Source organism: Rhodococcus sp. 5G237 (genome assembly GCF_053764735.1).
In genome coordinates, this window is sequence record NZ_JBSNCD010000004.1 from 470,828 (window position 1) to 490,263 (window position 19,436).

The following is a 19,436-nucleotide window of genomic DNA, read 5'->3' on the forward strand; positions in this document are numbered from 1 at the left end:
TTCACCCTGCGTTGCGTACCTCGGTCAGTTCCCGTTGTTTGGGCCGTGGACGCGGCGGTGCAGTGCTTCCATCCGCAGGTCCAGATCGCGCGCCGTCTCCGCGGCGAGGCGGAGTTCCTCGCGCAGTTCGTCCGGAACCTCGCGGTCGTGCTTGTAGTAGATCTTGTGCTCCAGGCTCGCCCAGAAGTCCATGGCGACGGTGCGGATCTGCAGTTCGACGTAGACGCGCTCGACCCGGTCGGACATGTACACCGGAATCTGAATGATGACGTGCACGCTGCTGTACCCGTTGGGTTTCGGGCGCGCGATGTAGTCCTCGATCTCGACGACCGTCACGTCGAGCTGGCTCGTGATCATGTCGATGATCTGGTAGACGTCCGACGTGAAGCTGCACGTGATGCGGATGCCGGCAATGTCGCGGACGGCCTCGCGGATGCCGTCGAGCGAAGCGGGCGCACCCTTCCGTTCCGCCTTGGCGAGGATGGACTCGGGGCTCTTCAACCGCGACTTCACGTGCTCGATCGGGTTGTACTCGCGGGCGTAGGTGAACTCCTCGCGCAGGATGTTGATCTTCGTCATCATCTCGTCGATGCCGAACTTGTACACCATGAGTGCGCGTCGGAGATCCTGTGCGAGGTGTTCCACTGCGACCAGCGGTGCCTGCACGTCGTCCGGTATCGGTAGTCCCGGTTCGGGTTCGCCCACCGTCGTCTTCACTCGATTCCTCCTCGATAACTTCCGGGATCGAGTCTGCCAGTTCGACGACGACGGGCGGTTCCCACCTCCTCGACCTGCAGTTATACCGAACTGCACTTACACCGAGCGGCTCACTCGAACAGGTCGGGCAGACCGTCCGAGATCCGATCGGGGAACTTCGGGTCGCGCTTCTCGAGGAACGACTCCACGCCCTCGCGGACGTCGCCCGAGGTTCCCCGGACGTGGATGCCGATCGACTCGGCCCGATGCGCGACTTCCGGGTCGGGTGCACCGAGCATCCGCCACATCAACTGCCGGGTCAGAGCGACGGAGACGGGCGCGGTGCCGGCGACGAGTTCCTCCGCGATCTCGAGGGCACGCTCCAGCACCCTGTCGGCGGACACGACCTCGCGGACGAGACCGCGTTCGTGTGCTTCCGCGACCGGCACCATACGACCGCCGACGGTCCATTCCACGGCGGTCGAGATGCCGACGGCACGGGGCAGGAACCAGGTGGAGCAGGCTTCCGGGACCAGGCCGCGGCGGGTGAAGACGAACCCGAACTTGGCGGTGTCGGCGGCGATGCGGATGTCCGCGGGGAGGGTCATGGTGACGCCGACACCCGCGGCCGGGCCGTTGATCGCGGCGATGACCGGCTTGAGCGACCGGTAGATGCGCAGCGTGACGCGGCCACCGAGGTCGGGCGGTGTTCCGCCGGTTTCGGGGTCCTCGCCGAGGACGAAGGTGTCACCACCGGCCGCGAGGTCGGCGCCCGCGCAGAACCCGCGGCCCGTGCCGGTGAGCACGACCGCCCGTATGTCGTCGTCGGCGTCGGTCTCGTCGAAGAGGGAGATGAGCCGTTCGCCCATGTCGTCGGTGAACGCGTTGAGGCGATCGGGACGGTTCAGCCGGATGATCGCGACCGAACCGTGGCGCTCGAGCAACACATCGTTTTCGGTACCGGTCTCTGTCACGTCGTCTCCTCGGTTCGCTGTCGGTTGTTCAGCGCCCGATGATAGAACTTCTAGCGATCGTTAAATAGCACTTCGAGACTCAGCGGGACTCCCGCTTGCCGCGACCGAGCCGATCGATCACGACGGCCCGCAGCGAACGCGCTTCGATGCCGGCCTCGCGGCGGGCGCGCCCTCGGGTCACGAGCACCCCGATGAGCGCGATCACCCAGATCGGGTACTGCGCGAACCACGCGACGCGGAAGGCATCGAAGGTGTAGCCGCCGAGCCGGTCGAGCACGATGCCCATCGTCTGCACGACCAGCAGTGTCGCGAGAAAGCCGCCGATGTTGACGATGCCGTTGGCCGTGCCGAGGGCGGTCCCGGGATTGAAGGTACGGGCATAGTCGAAGCCGATCATCGATCCCGGGCCGCCCACCGAGATGACGACGACGAGCACGACGAGCAGCCATACCGGTGCGGGTCCGGGGAGGGCGAGCACCGCCGACCACGTCACCGCGCTGGCCAGGATGATCATGAGCACGAGCCACGAGCGTCTGGTCGGGAAGCGTCCCGACAGCACGCCGAGTATCGGCCCGGCGGAGATGGCGGTGACCACCGAGACGGTCAGCATCGAACCGGCCGCCGCGGGTGACAGTCCCTGCGCGGAGACCAGATACGGCACGCCCCACATGAGCGCGAAGGTCGTCACCGAGAACTGCGTGCCCATGTGGGTGAAGAAGCCGAGTTTGGTGCCGGGGCGCCGCCACACCGTGCCGAGCCCGCCGATCACCTCGCGCAGCCCCGACGCGGTGGCCTCCCGCGCCTCACCGGGCGGGGTGTCGCGCACGATCGCGAACACCAGCACGCATGCGAACAGGCCGAGCGCCGCAGCACTGCCGTAGGCGGCCGTCCATCCGGTGCCGGTGAGCAGCAGGACGAACGGCACCGCCGACAGCACCTGACCGAGCTGGCCGAAGATGCCCGTCAGCTGCGAGACGACGGGCACCCGGCGCGGCGCGAACCACACCGGCACGAGCCGCAGCACCGAGATGAACGTCAGGGCGTCACCGACCCCGACCAGCACTCGGGCCAGGTACGCGACCGGCAGCGACTCGGTGACGGCGAGGATCGCCTGACCGACGGCGAGGATCACGGCGCCGGTCGCGATCATCCGTCGCGAGCCGAATCTGTCGAGCAGCACACCGGCCGGGATCTGCATCCCCGCGTAGACGATGAGCTGCAGGACGACGAAGCCGGACAGCACCGACGGCGAGATCTCGAAGCGTTCGGTGGCGGCGAGTCCGGAGACACCGAACGCCGTCCGATGGAGGACGGCGACGATGTAGGCGAAGACTCCGATACCCCAGACCAGCCATGCCCTCATGTCACTAGGACGATACGCGCCGGTCTGTTAACGGTGCTAATTACTCACGCCCGAGCGACACCCACGTCGGGTCGGCCGCACGCGGACCGGCGACCTTGTCGGCGAGACGATCCAGCCGCGCGACCTGCTCGTCGGTGAGCGTCACGTCGAGTGCACCGGCGTTCTCGGTCACGCGACTCGCGTAGCGGGTGCCGGGGATCGACACCGACGGCAACCCGAACTCGCGACCCTTCGCATCCAGCCATGCCAGGGCGATCTGCGCGATCGTCGCGTCCGTTTCCTTCGCGACTGCCCGCACTTCCTCGCGCACCGCGAGGTTGGTCGGCAGGGCGTCGGCCCCGAAGCGCGGAAAGCGCTTGCGCAGGTCGTTCTCGGCGACCTGTCCGGGATCGAAGGCGTCGGTGAGCAGTCCGCGGCTCACCGGCGAGTACGGCACGAAGCCGATGCCGAGTTCGGCGGCGGTGGGCACCACGTGCCGTTCGACGTCGCGCGAGACGATGCTCCACTCCGACTGGATCGCCGCGATCGGATGGACCGCGTGCGCGCGACGCAGCTCGTCGCCGGTGGCCTCCGACAAACCGATGTGCCGCACCTTGCCGGCCTGCACGAGTTCGGCGAGGGCACCGACCGTCTCCTCGACCGGCACCTCCGGATCGACACGGTGCAGGTAGTACAGATCGACATGGTCGACGCCGAGACGCCCGAGCGATTCGTCGATGGCCTGCTTCGCGTACTCGGGACGGCCGTTGATGCGACGGTTGGCGGTGCCCTTACCGCCGACCGCACCGACGAGACCGAACTTCGTCGCCAGCTGCACTTCGTCCCGCCGTTCGGCGAGCAGCGTGCCGACCACCTTCTCGCTCGTGCCGTCGCCGTAGACGTTGGCGGTATCGATGAAGGTGATGCCCAGATCCACGGCGTGGTGCAGGGTCGCAAGCGCCTCGTCGAGATTCACCTCGCCGTAGGCGGGTGCGACGGACATCGCGCCGTAACCCTGGGCGCTGACGACGAGACCGGGCGCGAGCTGGACGGTGGGGACAGGCATGTACTTCTCCTCGACGACGACACGGTGCGACTCCCGATCGTCCCGCATCCCGCGCATGATCGCAGGAGTTGAAATCGCCGTGATCCGAGCAGCCCGCGCCCTAGGCTGAGATCCATGGCGACCGACTGGCTCTCCCTGCAACGAACCGCACGTCGCGAGTTCGACGACCGTGTCGCGCAGATCCGCGACTGGCACGCACCCACCCCGGACACCGAGTGGGACGTCACCGACCTGGTGTGGCACATGGTCGACGAACAGCGCTGGATCCAGCCGCTGCTCTCCGGCCGTTCCCTCGACGACGCGAAGGCCGCACTCGAACCGATCGGGGACGATCTCGCCGCCGAATGGGCACGCTTCGCCGATCAGGCGACCGCCGCCTGGGCGATGGCGTCACCGGCTCAGGAGGTCCACCTGTCCTACGGCACCGTCCCGTGCCTCGACTACATGAAGCAGCAGATCGCGGACATCACCGTGCACACCTGGGATCTCGCCCGGGCCATCGGTGCCGACGAGACTCTCGACGCCGAACTCGTCGACGCCGTGCTCGCCGACGTCGAACCGCAGAAGGACATGCTCGCCTCGAGCGGTCTGTTCGCCGATCCCGTCCCGGTCCCCGACGACGCGTCCCCCCAGGACCGACTCATCGCCCTCACCGGCCGCGACCCCAGGAAGACGTCATGACGGACCGACCCGATATCAAGCCCCGCAGCCGCGACGTCACCGACGGCATGGAGAAGGCCGCCTCGCGCGGCATGCTCCGCGCGGTGGGTATGGGCGACGACGACTGGGGCAAGCCGCAGATCGGCGTGGCATCGTCGTGGAACGAGATCACGCCCTGCAACCTCCCGCTCGAACGCCTCGCGCGGTCGGTGAAGGAGGGCGTACACGCCGCGGGCGGTTATCCGCTCGAGTTCGGCACCATCTCCGTGTCCGACGGGATCTCGATGGGACACGAGGGCATGCACTTCTCGCTGGTGTCGCGGGAGGTCATCGCCGACAGCGTCGAGACGGTGATGCAGGCCGAGCGACTCGACGGCTCCGTGCTGCTCGCGGGGTGCGACAAGTCCCTGCCCGGGATGCTCATGGCCGCGGCCCGCCTCGATCTCGCCGCCGTCTTCCTGTATGCCGGGTCGATCCTGCCGGGCATCGCGAAACTGTCCGACGGCACCGAACGCGACGTGACGATCATCGACGCCTTCGAAGCGGTCGGGGCGTGCGCGCGCGGCCTGATGTCCGAGACCGACCTCGACGCGATCGAACGCGCCATCTGCCCCGGCGAGGGTGCCTGCGGCGGCATGTACACCGCCAACACGATGGCCGCCTCGGCCGAAGCGCTCGGCATGTCGCTGCCGGGGAGCGCGTCACCACCCGCGACGGATCGTCGCCGCGACGGTTTCGCGCGGCGCAGCGGGCAGGCGGTGGTCGAGATGCTGAAGCGCGGCATCACCGCGTCCGACATCCTCACGAAGGAGGCGTTCGAGAACGCCATCGCGGTGGTCATGGCCTTCGGTGGGTCCACGAACGCCGTGCTCCACCTGCTCGCGATCGCGCACGAGGCGCAGGTGGATCTGAGCCTCGACGACTTCGTCCGGGTGGGCGCGCGGGTGCCGCACCTCGCCGACGTCAAACCGTTCGGCCGGCACGTGATGAAGGACGTCGACCACATCGGCGGCGTCCCGGTCATCATGAAGGCACTGCTCGACGCGGGTCTGCTGCACGGCGACTGCCTCACCGTCACGGGGAAGACCGTCGCGGAGAACCTCTCCGGCATCGCTCCCCCGGACCCCGACGGCAAGGTGCTGCGCGCCCTGAGCGACCCCATCCATCCCACCGGCGGTATCACGATCCTCCGCGGCAGCCTCGCTCCCGGCGGAGCGGTGGTGAAGTCCGCGGGCTTCGACGAGTCGGTCTTCGAGGGAACGGCGCGGGTCTTCGAACGCGAACGGGCCGCGATGGATGCGCTCGAAGACGGCACCATCACCGCCGGCGACGTGGTGGTCATCCGCTACGAGGGGCCCAAGGGTGGTCCGGGCATGCGCGAGATGCTTGCGATCACGGGCGCGATCAAGGGCGCCGGTCTCGGTAAGGACGTCCTGCTGCTCACCGACGGACGGTTCTCAGGTGGCACCACCGGGTTGTGTGTCGGGCACGTCGCCCCGGAGGCCGTCGACGGCGGTCCCATCGCGTTCGTCCGCGACGGCGACCGCATCCGTCTCGACGTCTCGAACGGCCTGCTCGACGTGCTGGTCGACGAGAAGGACATGGAAACGCGGCGGCAGGGCTGGGAGCCACTGCCGCCGCGCTACACCCGAGGTGTACTGGCGAAGTACACGAAGCTGGTCGGTTCCGCATCGAACGGTGCGGTGTGCGGATGAGGGTCGGGTGAACCCTCGCGCTCCGGGGGTGCTGCTAGATCGGACGGAAACCTGCGCCCGGCCCGCCCCGACCGTTGATGTCGGCCATGATCACGTCGATGTTCGTTCCGACCTCGGGACCGACGCACGGCGCGAGCAGGTAGGCGTTGACCATCGCGACGAGCGTCGTGCCCACCACGAGCGGTGCGCCCGAGTCACCTTCGATGACGCACACCTGGGTCCACGTCTCCTGCGAGCCGAACACGTCGCCCCAGACGATGCCGCAGGTGTTGCCCGTGGTGCGACCTTCCTTGCAGGCGATGTTCGGGAAGCCCGCGGGGGCGCCGAGGCCCGTGATCGTCACGTCGCCGACGCGGTTGACGGGAACCACCTTGCCCCGGTCGAACTCGATGACGGCGTAGTCGAGCCGCTCGTTGGTCGACACGATGCGACCCACCGAACCGGCAGCGAGGTCGTATTCGGCCTTCACCGTCATGCCCGGAGAGCCGCAGTGCGCGGCGGTGAGACCCACCAGGCGACCGGCGGCGTCGTTGCCGATCGTGGTGAGTGTGCAGTCGAAGATGTCCTGCCCGTTGTCTCCGAGCGTGATTCCCGAACCGCCGCCGAGGGTGACCGGAGGCGCCGCGACGGCCACCCCGGAACCTGCTCCGACCAGCGCGACAGCGCTCGCGATTGCAACAACCAGTTTTCTGAACATGGGGGCCCTCCTGCGCTGCGCCGTCCGGCAGCCGTCGGGCTGAGCGTACTAGAGGTTTCCGCCGGATTTCCGGGTTGCGCCCAAGCTTTCCAGAGCTTGACGGGCCTCCTCGAGTTCGCGGCTGAGCTGCGCGACCCGGTCCTCGGCCGCGCGACGCGCCTCCTCGATCACCGACTGGACGGCCTCGGTGGCCGTGGGATCACCGAGTTCCTTCACCGCGCGTTCGACGGCGTCGGGGGCGACCGGCGCTGGCTTGCCGACCTTGCGGGTGCCGTGCGCGACCCCCACCGTCCACTCGTTCTCCGGGTCGATCGTGAGGGTGATCGTGATCGACGGCGCCTTCTTCGCCTTGCGGGCCGGGGCCTTCGGCTTCGCCGGTGCCGGCGGCCGGGAGGCGGGAGCGTCGGACGAAGCGGAGGTCGTCTGGGTCACGGGCTTCTTCTCCTGGGCGCGGGGAACCGCAGCGGCCGCTGGGCTCTCGGACTTCGGGGTAGCAGGCTTGGATGCGGTAGCCCGCGGGGTCGCGGGTTGCACAGGTGCAGCCTTCGCAGGTGCAGCCTTCGCCGGAGCGGGCTTCGCACTACCGGACGTGCGCGCGGCCTTCGCCGGTGCGCGCTTGGTTCCGGCCGACTCGCGGGTGGCGCGCAGTTCGTCGGTCTCGAACGGCAACTCGTCGTCGACGCCCTTCGGCCTCACCATCACGGTGCTGCCGCTGATCGACACCACCCGCGCCGACGTCCCCGGGTCGATGCCGAGACTCGGGATGCCCTCGACGAGGTAGACGGTCGCGCGGCGCCCCTCGGCGAGAGCAGCACCGAGCTCTCCGAGTTGTTCCTCCGTCAGGTGGTCCGCGCGTCTGCGGGGCGACATGCGACGTCCTTTCTCGGTTCGCCGACGGGTCGGCAGGGCTTCGATGACGGTCACTGTCGCACATCCGTACGACACGCCTGCACACCTGTTCGACATGGCCTGCCGCGCACACGGGCCCCGCGCACGGTAAGGATGGATGCGTGACCCCGTCCGATCCGGCACCCGCATCAGGAACCGACGTGCTGTCCGTGATCCAGTCACAGCTGGAGAACGCGCTGCTCGGTGGTCCTCTTCGCTACACCCTGAACGAGGTGGCGGAGTTGTGCGGGCTCGCACCTGCGCGCGTGCGACGGCTGTGGCAGGCGCTCGGACTGACCGTCGATCCCGATCCCGACGTCGTGATGTTCACCGACGGCGACGTCGAGGCCCTGCGCGCGACGGCCGCCATCATCGCGAGCGGCGCGGTCGACGAACGCCTCGAGGTGCCCGCGGCCCGATCGATCGGGCAGTCGATGTCACGGCTGACCGAATGGCAGCTGAATCTGCTCAACACCCACGTCTTCACGCAACTGGCCTCCGCCTACGAGGAAGCGGAGACTCCCCCGCAGGAAGAGGAGATCCGCGCGCTGGTCGACCACATCGTCGATCGCACGACCGAGCTCGCGGTGAGCCTGCAGAGCCACATGTGGCGTCGGCACCTGGTGGCCACGACCGCCCGGGCCGCCGCGCGCCCGCAGGATTCCGGGGAGCTGCACGAGCTGGTCGTCGGCTTCGCCGACATGGTCGGCTACACCCGGCTGACCCGGCAGATCGACGCGGCCGCGCTGAGCGAGCTGCTCGACTACTTCGAATCGGAGGTCTCCGACGTCATTGCCCGGCACAACGGCTGGGTGATCAAGACCGTCGGCGACGAGGTGATGTTCGCGGCCGAACGTCCGGTCGACGCCGCGCGCATCGCCCTCGAACTGCAGGATTCGTTCGGGTCCCAGAAGGACTATCCGGACCTGCGGATCGGACTGGCGTGGGGTCAGGCGTTGCCGCGCTTCGGTGACCTGTTCGGTTCGGTCGTCAACATCGCGGCCCGCCTCACCGGTGCGGCGCGGCCGGGCACGATCCTCGTCGACGAGAATCTCGCCGACGCGCTCACCGACTGCGAAGAGTTCCGCTTCCAGACCGTGCGCACGCTGCGGCTGCGGGACTTCCAGCATTCGCGGCTGTACGTCCTGCGTCGCCCGCGGGAGGAGAAGAACAAGACCGCTGTGGGCGCGGACGGTCTGGGCGACGAGGACATGGGGCTCTAAAGGTCCGTCCGGCGGGCCCTGCGCGCGGCGATGAAGTCGTCGACGATGTGCTCGCACGCGCGCCGGTCGATGGGCGCGAGCGTCGCGAGGCGGTTGAAGACGATCGGCCCGAGCAACTGGACCAGAGCCAGGTCGTAGTCGAAGTCGCCGAGTTCGCGGCGGGCCTCGGAGGTGGCGAGCACACGGTCGAACGACGACCGGTAGCGGTCGACGAGGATCTCGCGCAGCGACTGCAGTTCGGGCCGCTCGCTGCGACCCGGTTCCTTCGCGAGTTCGCCGAGGCCCGGGCCGAGTCCCATCCAGCACATCGCCGTCAACGGGATGGGCGCCTCCTCGATGATGCGTGCCTGGGCGGCGAGCAGTTCGACGAGGCGGCTGCGGAGATCGCCGTCCTCCGGGACCGGCGGCGCCGGTGGGAGGAGCCGCGCGAAGGCCGCGGCGACCAGCTCGGTTCCATTCGCGAAGTGCCGGTAGAGGGTGGCCCGCGCGACGCCGGCAGAGGCGGTGACCGCATCGATCGTCACCGCGTCGGCACCGCCGGTCGCGAGGAGGGTGGTGGCGGCGTCGAGCAGTCGGGCGCGCGAACGCACGCGGCGCGGATCCTCGTCGCGCGGTGAGGCGGGCCGGGTCTCGACGTCGCGGCGGGGTTCTGCTTCGGGTTCGACGCTCACGCTTCCAGTTGTAGTCGCTGAGAGCGAAGCATGTGTGAGACCGGCGGTTCAGTTACGATACCGACAGTCTCGTTTCTGGTCCCGGCATTCCCCTCCCTCCGGAAGGCTCCCGTGTCAGACAGCACCGCGACCACCACCGCACCCCCTCGCATGACGCGAGCCCAGATCCGGCTGCTCGCCGTCGCGTGCTCGGCCGTCGCCGTGGTCATCGCGGCGATGGCCTCGCTCAACACGGCCCTGCCCGACATCGCGGTCGACACCGGCGCGACGCAGTCCCAGCTGACGTGGATCGTCGACGGCTACACCCTCGCACTGGCGGCACTGCTCCTCCCGGCCGGCGCGCTGGGCGATCGGCTCGGTCGCCGCGGCGTCATGATCGTCGGCCTGATCGTCTTCGCCGCCGGTTCGCTGTTGCCACTGGTCGCCGATGCACCGTTGTGGATCATCGGGGCGCGCGCAGTTGCAGGTGTCGGCGCGGCGTTGGTCATGCCGTCGACGTTGTCGCTGATCACCGCAGGTTTCGCCGAGGCTCATCGGGCACGTGTCATCGGCATCTGGGCCGGTGTGGCCGGATCGGGTGCCGTGCTCGGCATGATTCTGTCGGGACTGGTGCTCGAATACGCGTCGTGGCGGGTGATCTTCGGAGGTTCCGCCGCCATCGCGATTCTGCTGGCCGTCCTCTCCTTCACCATCGCGTCGTCGCGCTCGACGCAGCCGTTGCCGTTCGACTTCGGGGGCGGCATCCTCGTCGTCCTCGCCGTGGGCCTGTTCGTCCTCGGGGTGATGGAGGGTCCGCATCGTGGATGGGCGGACGCGCTGACGCTCGGATCGATGATCGCGGGCCTCGCGGCGGCAGTCGGATTCGTCCTTGTCGAACTCCGGTCGAAGGCGCCGCTCCTGGACGTGCGGTTGTTCCGCCAGCGGGCGTTCGGTGTGGGCGCGGCCGGGTTGTCGTTCCAGTATCTCGCGGGTTTCGGTCTGTTCTTCCTCATCGTGCAGTACCTGCAGCTCGTGCTGGGCTACTCGCCGCTGCGGGCCTCCCTGGCACTGACACCGATCTTCCTCGTCGTCATGGGCCTGTCGCTCGCCGTGCCCGCACTGCTGACGCGGGTGGGCATCCGAATCCTGCTCAGCGCCGGCTTGGCGCTGATCGGCGTCGCCCTGATCCTCATGGGCCTGCTCGACGCCGACTCCACCTACGTCGAGGTGGCGTTCGCGCTGAGCATCGCGGGTGTCGGCGTCGGTATCTGTACGGCTCCCGCGACCCACGCGATCGTCACCAACACCCCTGAGGACCAGTTGGGCGTGGCGTCGGCGGTCAACGACGCGACCCGCGAGATCGGTGCGGCGATCGGTGTCGCGATCACGGGCAGCGTCCTGGCCGCAGCCTACGGGCACGGCATCGATCCGGTGGCGCCGATGATTCCCGAACCGGCCCGGTCCGCCGTACAGGATTCGCTCGCCGCCGCGATACAGGTCGCCGAGCAGGCGGGTCCGCAGGGCGAGCAACTCGCCGAACTCGCACAGAACGCCTTCCTCGACGGCTTGCAGCAGGCATCGTGGGCGGTCGCCGCGATCCTGCTGGTCGGCGCGGTGATCTCTGCCTTCTGGGCACCCCGGCGCTCGTAGCCCTCCCCTCTCTTTTCTTTCTCGATGCCCGCGACGCAGGTCGCGGGCATTGTGCTGTGCGCGTGATCACGCTAACCTGGATAACAGTTACCAGTCGTCACACTAAAAAGGTGGAGACATGACCGCATCGCTCACCCGCGAGACCAGCAAGGGCTTCATCCCCGGCGTCGCACTGTCCGATCGCGAAGAAACCGCCGGACGACTGCTCGCCTCGTCCGCACGCAAGTCGTACGACCCGGTCGTCGAGGTGGACTGGGAAGCCCCCGTCCCCGACGACAAGTTCGGTATGACCCCCGAATGGAGCACGCTCTACGGCACCGCGCTGTGGGACGAGCTCACCGACGAACAGCGCATCGAGTTGACCAAGCACGAGGCCGCGAGCGTCTCGAGCGTCGGCCTGTGGTTCGAGATCCTGCTCATGCAGATGCTCCTGCGCGACGTCTACGACCGCGACAAGCATTCGCGTCACGTCCAGTTCGCCCTCACCGAGGTCGCCGACGAGTGTCGCCACTCGGTGATGTTCGCGCGCGCCGGCGAACGGCTGAACATGCCGGGCTACGGTCCGGCCCGCTACATCCACCAGCTCGGTCGCCTGTGGGGCCATTTCTTCAAGGGCGCCAACGCCTATGCATCGGTCATGGCTGCCGAGGAGATCCTCGACATGATGCAGCGCGACTTCATGCGCGACGAGCGGGTCCAGCCTGTCACCCGCGCGGTGTCGAAGATCCACGTCCTCGAGGAGGCGCGCCACATCCGCTTCGCCCGCGAGGAGGTCGCACGCCGACTCGCCGGTGCGAGCCGCGCACGACTGGCGATAGAGCGCTTCAACACCGCGCTCGTGGTCTTCTTCGTCGTCAAGAGCATGATCCATCCCGACGTCTACGCCAATGCAGGCCTCGACCGCGAGCGCGCTCTGCGAGAGGCGAAGGGCAACAAGCACTATCACGATCGCGTGCGCAAGTCCGGCGCGAAGCTGATGACCTTCCTCGACAACGTCGGCCTCATCGGCGGACCCTCGAAGATCCTCTACAAGAAGGTCCACCTGCTCTGACACGGCCTACGGGCCCATAACGAACTGTGCGCAGTTCTCGTCGATCTCCCCGAAGGGATCCGAACGAGAACTGCGCACAGCCGTTCGTGGCGAAAACCGAAGGGCGTCAGCCCACCTTCTCGGTGGCCTGCAGGCTGTCGTCGCGCTCCTGCTCCGGGAACAGCGTGCGCGTGATCTTCCGAGCGGTATCGGCGACGATCGGCGCCACCCACTCCAGGCGGGTCGAACGGGCGTCTGCTGCCAGCGACAGGGCGGCAACCGGGCCGTCGACGCCGCGGAGCGCGACACCCACGCATCCGATGCCCCGCGCGGCCTCCTCACGTTCGAATGCGACGCCACGACGCTTGCGGATGCGGTTGAGTTCCTGGTGCAGTGCGACGTGATCGCGGATGGTGCGCTCCGTGCACGGCACGAGCGCCTTGCCGTACAGCGCGTCGATGCGTTCGGGTTCGAGCCACGCGAGGATGGACTTGCCGGCCGCGGTGGCGTAGGCGGGGAACCGCCCACCTACCCGCGACGGCACGCTCGACGCGAGCTGCCCACCGACCTTGTCGAGGTAGAGCACCTCGTTGCCCTCGAGGACTGTCAGGTGGACGACGGCGCCGGTCTGCATCGCCAGGTCGTGGAGATGCGGCGCTGCAGCCTCGCGGATACGGCGGTGGCCGGTGTCGCTGCCACCGAGGCCGAGGGCACGCGGGCCGAGGCAGTAACCGAAGGATGCGTGCTCGATCCAGTCGCGACGCACGAGGTGGTCGAGGATGCGGTGCACGGTCGAACGGGGCAGCCCGGAGCGACAGGTGACCTCTTCGAGAGTGAGGGCGCCGCGGCTGTCGAAGGCCTCGAGGATGAGGGTCATCCGATCGACCATCGATGGTGGAAGTTCTCGCTTCGACGAGGTTCCTACGGGCTCGAGCGCGGAGTCGACGGCGGTCAACTGCACCTCCATAAGTCCTGGCCACGACCCTGCGCGCCTCATGAAACTGGAATCTGTTCCAGAACGTTAGCAGTAACAGCGGTCACACCGGAAGGGGTACACACAGACTGTAGGTACTCGGGAGTCAGTTTCCCGACGAGAGTGAATTCCTATGAGTCTGGTCGGAATCGTGCGGACAGGTTATTGTCGGGACCGTGAGCAAGACGTACGAGCGCGCGAGCCGGTCGCCGCACCGTCGTGCCCACATTTCGTGTATCCGCGGGTGCCGGGCCCGCTGACCGCCGCACCCGTTCCTGTCCCCCTCCACACCGTCGTACGGTGATGTCGTGTGGGGGTCCGAAGGTCAGCACGTCGACGATCAGAACACATCCCGAATCCGGAGCAGAGCCATGAGCGACACCCCTGAAGCAACCGATCCCAGCGCGAACTGGAGCTTCGAGACCAAGCAGATCCACGTGGGCCAGCCCGCCGGCGGCGACACGAAGGCCCGGGCACTGCCCATCTACCAGACCACCAGCTACACCTTCGACAGCACCGATCACGCCGCGGCGCTGTTCGGTCTCGCCGAGCCGGGCAACATCTACACCCGCATCATGAACCCGACGCAGGACGCGGTCGAGCAGCGCATCGCCGCCCTCGAAGGTGGCGTCGCCGCCCTCCTGCTCGCGTCCGGACAGGCCGCCGAGACCTTCGCGATCCTCAACCTGGCGCAGGCCGGCGACCACATCGTGTCGAGCCCGTATCTCTACGGCGGCACGTACAACCTGTTCCACTACACACTGCCCAAGCTCGGCATCGAGGTCACCTTCGTCCAGGATCCCGACAATCTCGACCAGTGGCGCGAGGCCGTCCGCGACAACACCCGCGCGTTCTTCGGCGAGACGATCGCCAACCCGAAGAACCACATCCTCGACCTGCCCGGCATCTCGGGTGTCGCCCACGAGAACGGGCTGCCGCTGATCGTCGACAACACGGTCGCCACCCCCTACCTGCTCCGCCCGCTCGAGCACGGTGCCGACATCGTCGTGCACTCGGCCACCAAGTACCTCGGCGGCCACGGCACGGCCATCGCCGGTGTCATCGTCGACGGCGGCACGTTCGACTGGACGCAGGGCCGCCACGCCGGTTTCACGACCCCCGACCCGAGCTACCACGGTGTCGTCTTCGCCGACCTCGGAGCTCCGGCCTACGCACTCAAGGCACGCGTGCAGCTGCTGCGCGACATGGGCGCAGCTGTCTCCCCGTTCAACGCCTTCCTCATCTCGCAGGGTCTCGAGACTCTGAGCCTGCGCATCGAGCGGCACGTGGAGAACGCACAGAAGGTCGCCGAGTTCCTCGAGGGACGCCCGGAGGTCACCTCCGTCGCCTACGCCGGCCTGAAGTCCTCGCCGTGGTACGACCGCGCCCAGCAGCTCACCCCACGCGGCGCCGGTGCGATCGTGGTGTTCGAGCTCTCCGGCGGCATCGACGCCGGCAAGCGCTTCGTCAACGCGCTGACCCTGCACAGCCACGTCGCGAACATCGGCGACGTCCGTTCGCTGGTCATCCACCCCGCGTCGACGACCCACTCGCAGCTCACCGGCGAGGAGCAGATCGCCGCGGGCGTCACCCCGGGTCTCGTGCGACTCGCCGTGGGCATCGAGAACATCGACGACATCCTCGCCGACATCACCACCGGCCTCGAGGCTGCGGGCAGCTGACCCCTGAGGATTCGAAAGACGCGACGGCCCATCCCCTTTCGGGATGGGCCGTCGTCGCGTTCGGCGTATCTGTGATCAGTCGTTGCGTGCGAGCGCCTGCGCGATCCGCTCGGTCTGCGTGCTGCTCTCGAGCAACTGTCTGACCAGCCACAGACGTAGGACACGAGTGATCGCGGCGGCGAGATAGACCGCCACACCGATCAGAGTGACAGCCACGAAGCCGAGAGCGAGCAACTGGTAGGACAGCAGGTCACGGGTATCGGAGAGGGTCAGCGACGCAATGTAGACGACGAAGACCGCGACGGCGCCGATCACCATCAGGGCCAGGCCGACGATGCGGGCCTTTCCTCCCGAATCCGGACGGGGGACGTCGAGACCCAGCGCTGCAACGTCCTTCTTGAACTGTTCACGTCGCTCGTCGGCGAGTGCGGTCATGGTCATCCTCCTAGATAGGTGGTGGAAAGTTCTTCTTCGATCTCCGCCGGATCGCCGGTGCGCACCACCCGGCCCTGCAACATCAGCGCGGCACTGGTGGCGATCGGGAGCACCGCTCGCGCGAACTGTTCGGCTACGAGAATCGACACGCCCTCGGCGGCGAGTTCGCCGACGATCTCGTAGATCTGGGAGACGATGCGCGGTGCCAGGCCCATCGACAGTTCGTCGAGCAACAGCACCGTGGGATGGGTACCGAGCGCCCGCGACAGCGCAAGCATCTGCTGTTCGCCGCCGGACATCGAACCGGCCAGCTGCGATCGACGCTCACCGAGAACGGGGAATCGCGTGTATGCCACCTCTTCGAGGTCGGCGAGAGGAACACCGGTGCCGGTTCCGATCCACAGGTTCTCGCGGACGGTGAGATTGGGGAAGATGCCGCGCCCCTCGGGAATCGAGCACACCCCCAGACGTGCGAGTTCTGCTGCGGACACTCCGTTGACGACCCGGCCGGCCAGCCGGAACTCACCCGACGAGACCGGATGGATCCCCGAGCACACGCGCAGGGTCGTCGTCTTACCTCCGCCGTTGGGCCCGAGCAGGGCGACCACCGCGCCCGGTTCGAGTACGAGGTCCACGCTGTGCAGCACCTCGATCGCGCCGTATCCGGCCCGGACACCCGACAGTTCGAGCAACGGTTCGACGCTCATACCGCTTCCTCCTCGGTGCCGATGTAGGCGTTGATCACTGCCGGATCGTTCTTGATCTCGTCCGGAACACCACTTGCCAGCACCGCTCCGTAGTCGAGCACGTGGATCCGCGAACAGATCTTCATCACCAGCGGGATGTCGTGCTCGACAAGGCATATCGCGAGGCCGTCCTTCGCCAGGTCACCGAGCAGCGTGGCGAAGGCCTCGGTCTCCTGCTCGGTCTGCCCGGACGCGGGCTCGTCGAGCAGCAGCACGCGCGGAGACGTCATCAACGCGCGGGCGACCTCCACGACGCGGGCACGTCCGGTGGGTACGTCCGAGACGTCGGTGCTCGCGATATCGGCCAGACCGGTCAGCTCGAGGAGCCGGTCGACTTCCTCGTCCACATCGATCTTGTTGCGTCCGTTGGCATTGTGGATGTCCCCGGCCACTCGGAGGTTGTCGCGCACGGACAGCGACACGAACAACTCGAGACGCTGGAACGTGCGCGCCATACCCATGCGGGCCCGCTTGTAGGGCGGTAGCGACGTGATGTCACGACCATCGAGGAAGACTTTGCCTGCCGTCGGCCGTTGCAGGCCGGTGATCGTGTTGAACAGGGTCGTCTTCCCGGCCCCGTTGGGTCCGATCAGGCCCGTCACCGTTCCCGGTTCGATTCCGAGACTCACGTCCTTGACCGCGACGTGTCCGCCGAATCGGACTGTGATTCCGCGTGTTTCCAGAATGGGTGCCTCAGCCATGAGGAATCAGTTCCTTCTCCGATCCGGCGGCACGTGCGGCCAGAAGTTCGTCGATTCCGAGTTCACGGTCGATCTCGTCCCGTGCCTGCTCGTTGTAGGGTTCGTCGATTCCGACCCGCTCGGGAACCAGCGGCGCGCGACGTTGTGCTTCCTCCGCGCCGAGCACCGCCTCGGGCATCAGCCACTGCCCCATGACCGGGAGCATGAACACCGTCGCGATGGTGATCGATGCGAACCACCAGTTGTCGAGCACGCCGACGAGCGCGAGCAGGTACGACACGAGGACCACCGCGGCTCCCCCGACCAGCACGGGCTTCGCGTTCTTCAGGTGACGGTAGCCCTCCACCATCTGGTGGACGGTCCCGCTCGGGTTGGCCGCGACGCCGATACCGATGAGCGCGGGGCTCACTGCGGCGACGTGACCGAGGAAGGTCCACATTCCGGCCAGTTCCGGTTGTCCCGCAGCGAGGTCGGAGAACGAAACCATGATGACGGCGAAGCCGATACCCGACATCAGACCACCGAACAGCGCACCGGAGACGTAACCGATACCGGCCACGACGGTGAGCATCAGCAGCGACAGGCTCACCATGATCGAGAAGCTCTCGTTCGACACCGAGCCCATCGCACTCGACATGAACAGCCCGCCCAGGCCGGCGATGCCCGCCGACAGGGTGAAGACCCCGAGCTTGAGCCGCACCAGGCTCTGGCCGAGCATCGACGCCGCTGCGGGACTGTCCTTCATCGCGGCGAGCCGGCGCCCGTAGCCGCTGTTGCGCAGGGCGATGATGCCCACGCCGAGAACAGCGAAGATCACCGTCACCGTCATGAGGAAGGTCGTCTCGTTCCGCAGGTCCAGCGGCCCGATCTTCAACGGCGGGATCGCGATGTTGCCGTCGGTGAACAGCGAGAATCTGATACCGAACAGTTCGTGCTGGGTGGTGTCGCGCAGCACCATGTTCGACAGGAACACACCGAACGCCATCGTGGCCAGGGCCAGATAGAGGCCGCGCAACCGCAGGGCCGGTAGCGCGATGAGTCCACCGATCACGGCCGTGACGGCGACACCGAGCGCCACTCCCCACAGGTTCAGGTGGGCGGCCAGTCCGCTCCCGGAGATACCGAAGTGGAACGCCACGATCGTCGCGATGGCACCGAAAGATACCGGCGCGAGGTTCATCTCGCCCGCGTATCCGGTCAGCAGGGTCAGCGACAACGCGATGATCGCGAAGGTCATGCCGATCGTGAGGGTCGTGACCGCCGACGTCACCATGAGCAGGCGGATGGCATAGACGATGACGACGAGCGCGACCGCCCAGGCGATCGCCTTGCGCACCGACGGCACGTGGTAGCGCTCCCGGGTACGGGTGACGGCACCGCGCAACCGATCCTGCGGTAGTACGACGAGAACCACGAACAGTGCGATCATCGGCAGGGACACCCGCAGATTCGACGTCCACGTCCACGCGGTCGGGAAGTAGGCGAGCACGTATGTGGCTGCCAGGCCGAGGAACAGGGCACCGGCGAAGGTACGCGGAATGCTGCGCAGCCGGCCGAACATCGCCGCCGCGAACGCGTCGATGACGAGCAGGGTCAGCATGTTCGCTTCGAGGGTGCCACCGTTGATCGGTGTCACGAGGACACCTGCCAGCACCGCGAGGGTCGAACCCATCATCCAGGACAGCGCGGCGAGCCGGTCGGGGTCGTGCCCGTTCAAGCGCAGCAGATCGGGGTCGTCGACCACACCTCGCATCGCCACTCCGACGCGGGTGCGCACGAACATGATTCGCAATCCCACGGCGATGAGCACTGCGGCGGCGAGACAGATCAATTCGTGGTAGCGGATGGTGACGCCGAAGAGGTCGATTCTCGCCTGGTCGCCGAAGAACATCGTCATGGTGCGCGCGGTCTCGGGATGCCAGAACCAGTGCGACACCGAGACCATGCCGAGCAGGATCGACACGGTGACGACGATCTTGGTGACCTCGGCGGTGTCACGCATCCCGCGCATGATCACGACGTAGAGCAGCAGGCCCGTCATCGGGCCGAGGACGCCGAGGACGAGAAGCAACGCGACGGGTGTGGGCAGCCCCCAGCCGTAGCGCAGTTGCCAGTAGGCGAACGCACCGAGCATCGCCTGTGCACCGTGCGCGAAGTTGAAGATGCCGGACGTGTTGTAGGTGAGAACGAGGCCCGATGCAGCGATCGCGTAAACCGATCCGAGCACCAACCCCACGATCGTGAAGGTCAGAAAGGTGTCCATACGAGTACCTCTGGTCGGGGTGCCGGCGAGTGCGTGTCACGCCTC

The 19,436-nt window shown here is 67.5% G+C and carries 18 protein-coding genes; 6 read left to right on the top strand and 12 right to left on the bottom strand.

Annotated features, from left to right (window positions below):
- Nucleotides 1-24: 24 nt before the first annotated feature.
- The 4 genes from ACWPOC_RS11675 to ACWPOC_RS11690 all read right to left on the bottom strand — a co-directional run bounded on the left by ACWPOC_RS11675 (nucleotide 25) and on the right by ACWPOC_RS11690 (nucleotide 4,078).
- Nucleotides 25-717, bottom strand: coding sequence for a GTP pyrophosphokinase (locus tag ACWPOC_RS11675; protein ID WP_120280570.1), 693 nt, complete (start codon nucleotides 715-717; stop codon nucleotides 25-27).
- 110 nt (nucleotides 718-827) lie between these two features.
- Entirely contained in the window at nucleotides 828-1,670 is an 843-nt protein-coding gene (locus ACWPOC_RS11680; protein WP_120280571.1) for an enoyl-CoA hydratase-related protein, read from the bottom strand.
- 79 nt (nucleotides 1,671-1,749) lie between these two features.
- The gene (locus ACWPOC_RS11685; RefSeq protein WP_455408666.1) at nucleotides 1,750-3,033 is read right to left on the bottom strand and encodes an MFS transporter; all 1,284 of its coding nucleotides are present in this window, start codon (nucleotides 3,031-3,033) and stop codon (nucleotides 1,750-1,752) included.
- Between the two features lie 40 nt (nucleotides 3,034-3,073).
- On the bottom strand, nucleotides 3,074-4,078 hold the full coding sequence (locus ACWPOC_RS11690) for an aldo/keto reductase (protein WP_455408737.1): 1,005 nt from the start codon (nucleotides 4,076-4,078) through the stop codon (nucleotides 3,074-3,076).
- Between the two features lie 114 nt (nucleotides 4,079-4,192).
- Between ACWPOC_RS11690 and ACWPOC_RS11695 the strand changes: the two genes are divergently transcribed.
- Both ACWPOC_RS11695 and ilvD read left to right on the top strand, forming a co-directional pair.
- Nucleotides 4,193-4,759, top strand: coding sequence for a TIGR03086 family metal-binding protein (locus ACWPOC_RS11695; RefSeq protein ID WP_120280573.1), 567 nt, complete (start codon nucleotides 4,193-4,195; stop codon nucleotides 4,757-4,759).
- A complete protein-coding gene (gene ilvD, locus ACWPOC_RS11700; RefSeq protein WP_455408667.1) occupies nucleotides 4,756-6,453 on the top strand; it encodes a dihydroxy-acid dehydratase in 1,698 nt (565 codons plus the stop codon). Before ACWPOC_RS11695 ends, ilvD begins: the two co-directional genes overlap by 4 nt.
- Nucleotides 6,454-6,487: 34 nt before the next feature.
- Here the strand turns inward: ilvD and ACWPOC_RS11705 are convergent, their stop codons facing one another.
- Both ACWPOC_RS11705 and ACWPOC_RS11710 read right to left on the bottom strand, forming a co-directional pair.
- Complete coding sequence (locus ACWPOC_RS11705) at nucleotides 6,488-7,150, bottom strand: chymotrypsin family serine protease (protein ID WP_172414987.1); 663 nt, start codon at nucleotides 7,148-7,150, stop codon at nucleotides 6,488-6,490.
- 48 nt (nucleotides 7,151-7,198) lie between these two features.
- Nucleotides 7,199-8,020: a DUF6319 family protein gene (locus ACWPOC_RS11710; protein WP_455408668.1), complete on the bottom strand. Its 822-nt coding sequence runs from the start codon at nucleotides 8,018-8,020 to the stop codon at nucleotides 7,199-7,201.
- 140 nt (nucleotides 8,021-8,160) lie between these two features.
- On the opposite strand from ACWPOC_RS11710, the gene ACWPOC_RS11715 reads away from it, so the two are divergent.
- The gene (locus ACWPOC_RS11715; protein ID WP_120280575.1) at nucleotides 8,161-9,261 is read left to right on the top strand and encodes an adenylate/guanylate cyclase domain-containing protein; all 1,101 of its coding nucleotides are present in this window, start codon (nucleotides 8,161-8,163) and stop codon (nucleotides 9,259-9,261) included.
- On the opposite strand, the gene ACWPOC_RS11720 is transcribed toward ACWPOC_RS11715, so the two are convergent.
- Nucleotides 9,258-9,932, bottom strand: a complete 675-nt coding sequence (locus ACWPOC_RS11720) for a TetR/AcrR family transcriptional regulator (RefSeq protein WP_455408669.1) — start codon at nucleotides 9,930-9,932, stop codon at nucleotides 9,258-9,260. The genes ACWPOC_RS11715 and ACWPOC_RS11720 overlap by 4 nt on opposite strands.
- A 150-nt stretch (nucleotides 9,933-10,082) precedes the next feature.
- Here ACWPOC_RS11720 and ACWPOC_RS11725 point away from each other — a divergent pair, with 150 nt between their 5' ends.
- Complete coding sequence (locus ACWPOC_RS11725) at nucleotides 10,083-11,561, top strand: MFS transporter (protein ID WP_160874689.1); 1,479 nt, start codon at nucleotides 10,083-10,085, stop codon at nucleotides 11,559-11,561.
- 118 nt (nucleotides 11,562-11,679) lie between these two features.
- Nucleotides 11,680-12,612 (top strand): AurF N-oxygenase family protein, encoded by a 933-nt coding sequence (locus tag ACWPOC_RS11730; protein WP_120280576.1) that lies wholly within the window; start codon nucleotides 11,680-11,682, stop codon nucleotides 12,610-12,612.
- Between the two features lie 106 nt (nucleotides 12,613-12,718).
- Here ACWPOC_RS11730 and ACWPOC_RS11735 read toward each other — a convergent pair whose 3' ends face one another.
- Entirely contained in the window at nucleotides 12,719-13,558 is an 840-nt protein-coding gene (locus ACWPOC_RS11735) for an IclR family transcriptional regulator (protein ID WP_026061566.1), read from the bottom strand.
- A gap of 377 nt (nucleotides 13,559-13,935) precedes the next feature.
- Between ACWPOC_RS11735 and ACWPOC_RS11740 the strand changes: the two genes are divergently transcribed.
- Nucleotides 13,936-15,246 (top strand): bifunctional o-acetylhomoserine/o-acetylserine sulfhydrylase, encoded by a 1,311-nt coding sequence (locus ACWPOC_RS11740; RefSeq protein ID WP_016694187.1) that lies wholly within the window; start codon nucleotides 13,936-13,938, stop codon nucleotides 15,244-15,246.
- Nucleotides 15,247-15,321: 75 nt separating this feature from the next.
- Here the strand turns inward: ACWPOC_RS11740 and ACWPOC_RS11745 are convergent, their stop codons facing one another.
- Genes ACWPOC_RS11745 through ACWPOC_RS11760 form a run of 4 tightly spaced genes read right to left on the bottom strand, consistent with a single transcriptional unit; the run spans nucleotide 15,322 to nucleotide 19,391 of the window.
- Complete coding sequence (locus ACWPOC_RS11745; RefSeq protein WP_016694188.1) at nucleotides 15,322-15,687, bottom strand: hypothetical protein; 366 nt, start codon at nucleotides 15,685-15,687, stop codon at nucleotides 15,322-15,324.
- Entirely contained in the window at nucleotides 15,684-16,388 is a 705-nt protein-coding gene (locus tag ACWPOC_RS11750) for an ABC transporter ATP-binding protein (RefSeq protein ID WP_016694189.1), read from the bottom strand. The genes ACWPOC_RS11745 and ACWPOC_RS11750 overlap by 4 nt, the downstream gene beginning before the upstream one ends.
- Nucleotides 16,385-17,128 (bottom strand): ABC transporter ATP-binding protein, encoded by a 744-nt coding sequence (locus tag ACWPOC_RS11755; RefSeq protein WP_016694190.1) that lies wholly within the window; start codon nucleotides 17,126-17,128, stop codon nucleotides 16,385-16,387. Before ACWPOC_RS11755 ends, ACWPOC_RS11750 begins: the two co-directional genes overlap by 4 nt.
- Entirely contained in the window at nucleotides 17,121-19,391 is a 2,271-nt protein-coding gene (locus tag ACWPOC_RS11760; protein WP_455408670.1) for an ABC transporter permease, read from the bottom strand. Before ACWPOC_RS11760 ends, ACWPOC_RS11755 begins: the two co-directional genes overlap by 8 nt.
- Nucleotides 19,392-19,436: the final 45 nt, after the last annotated feature.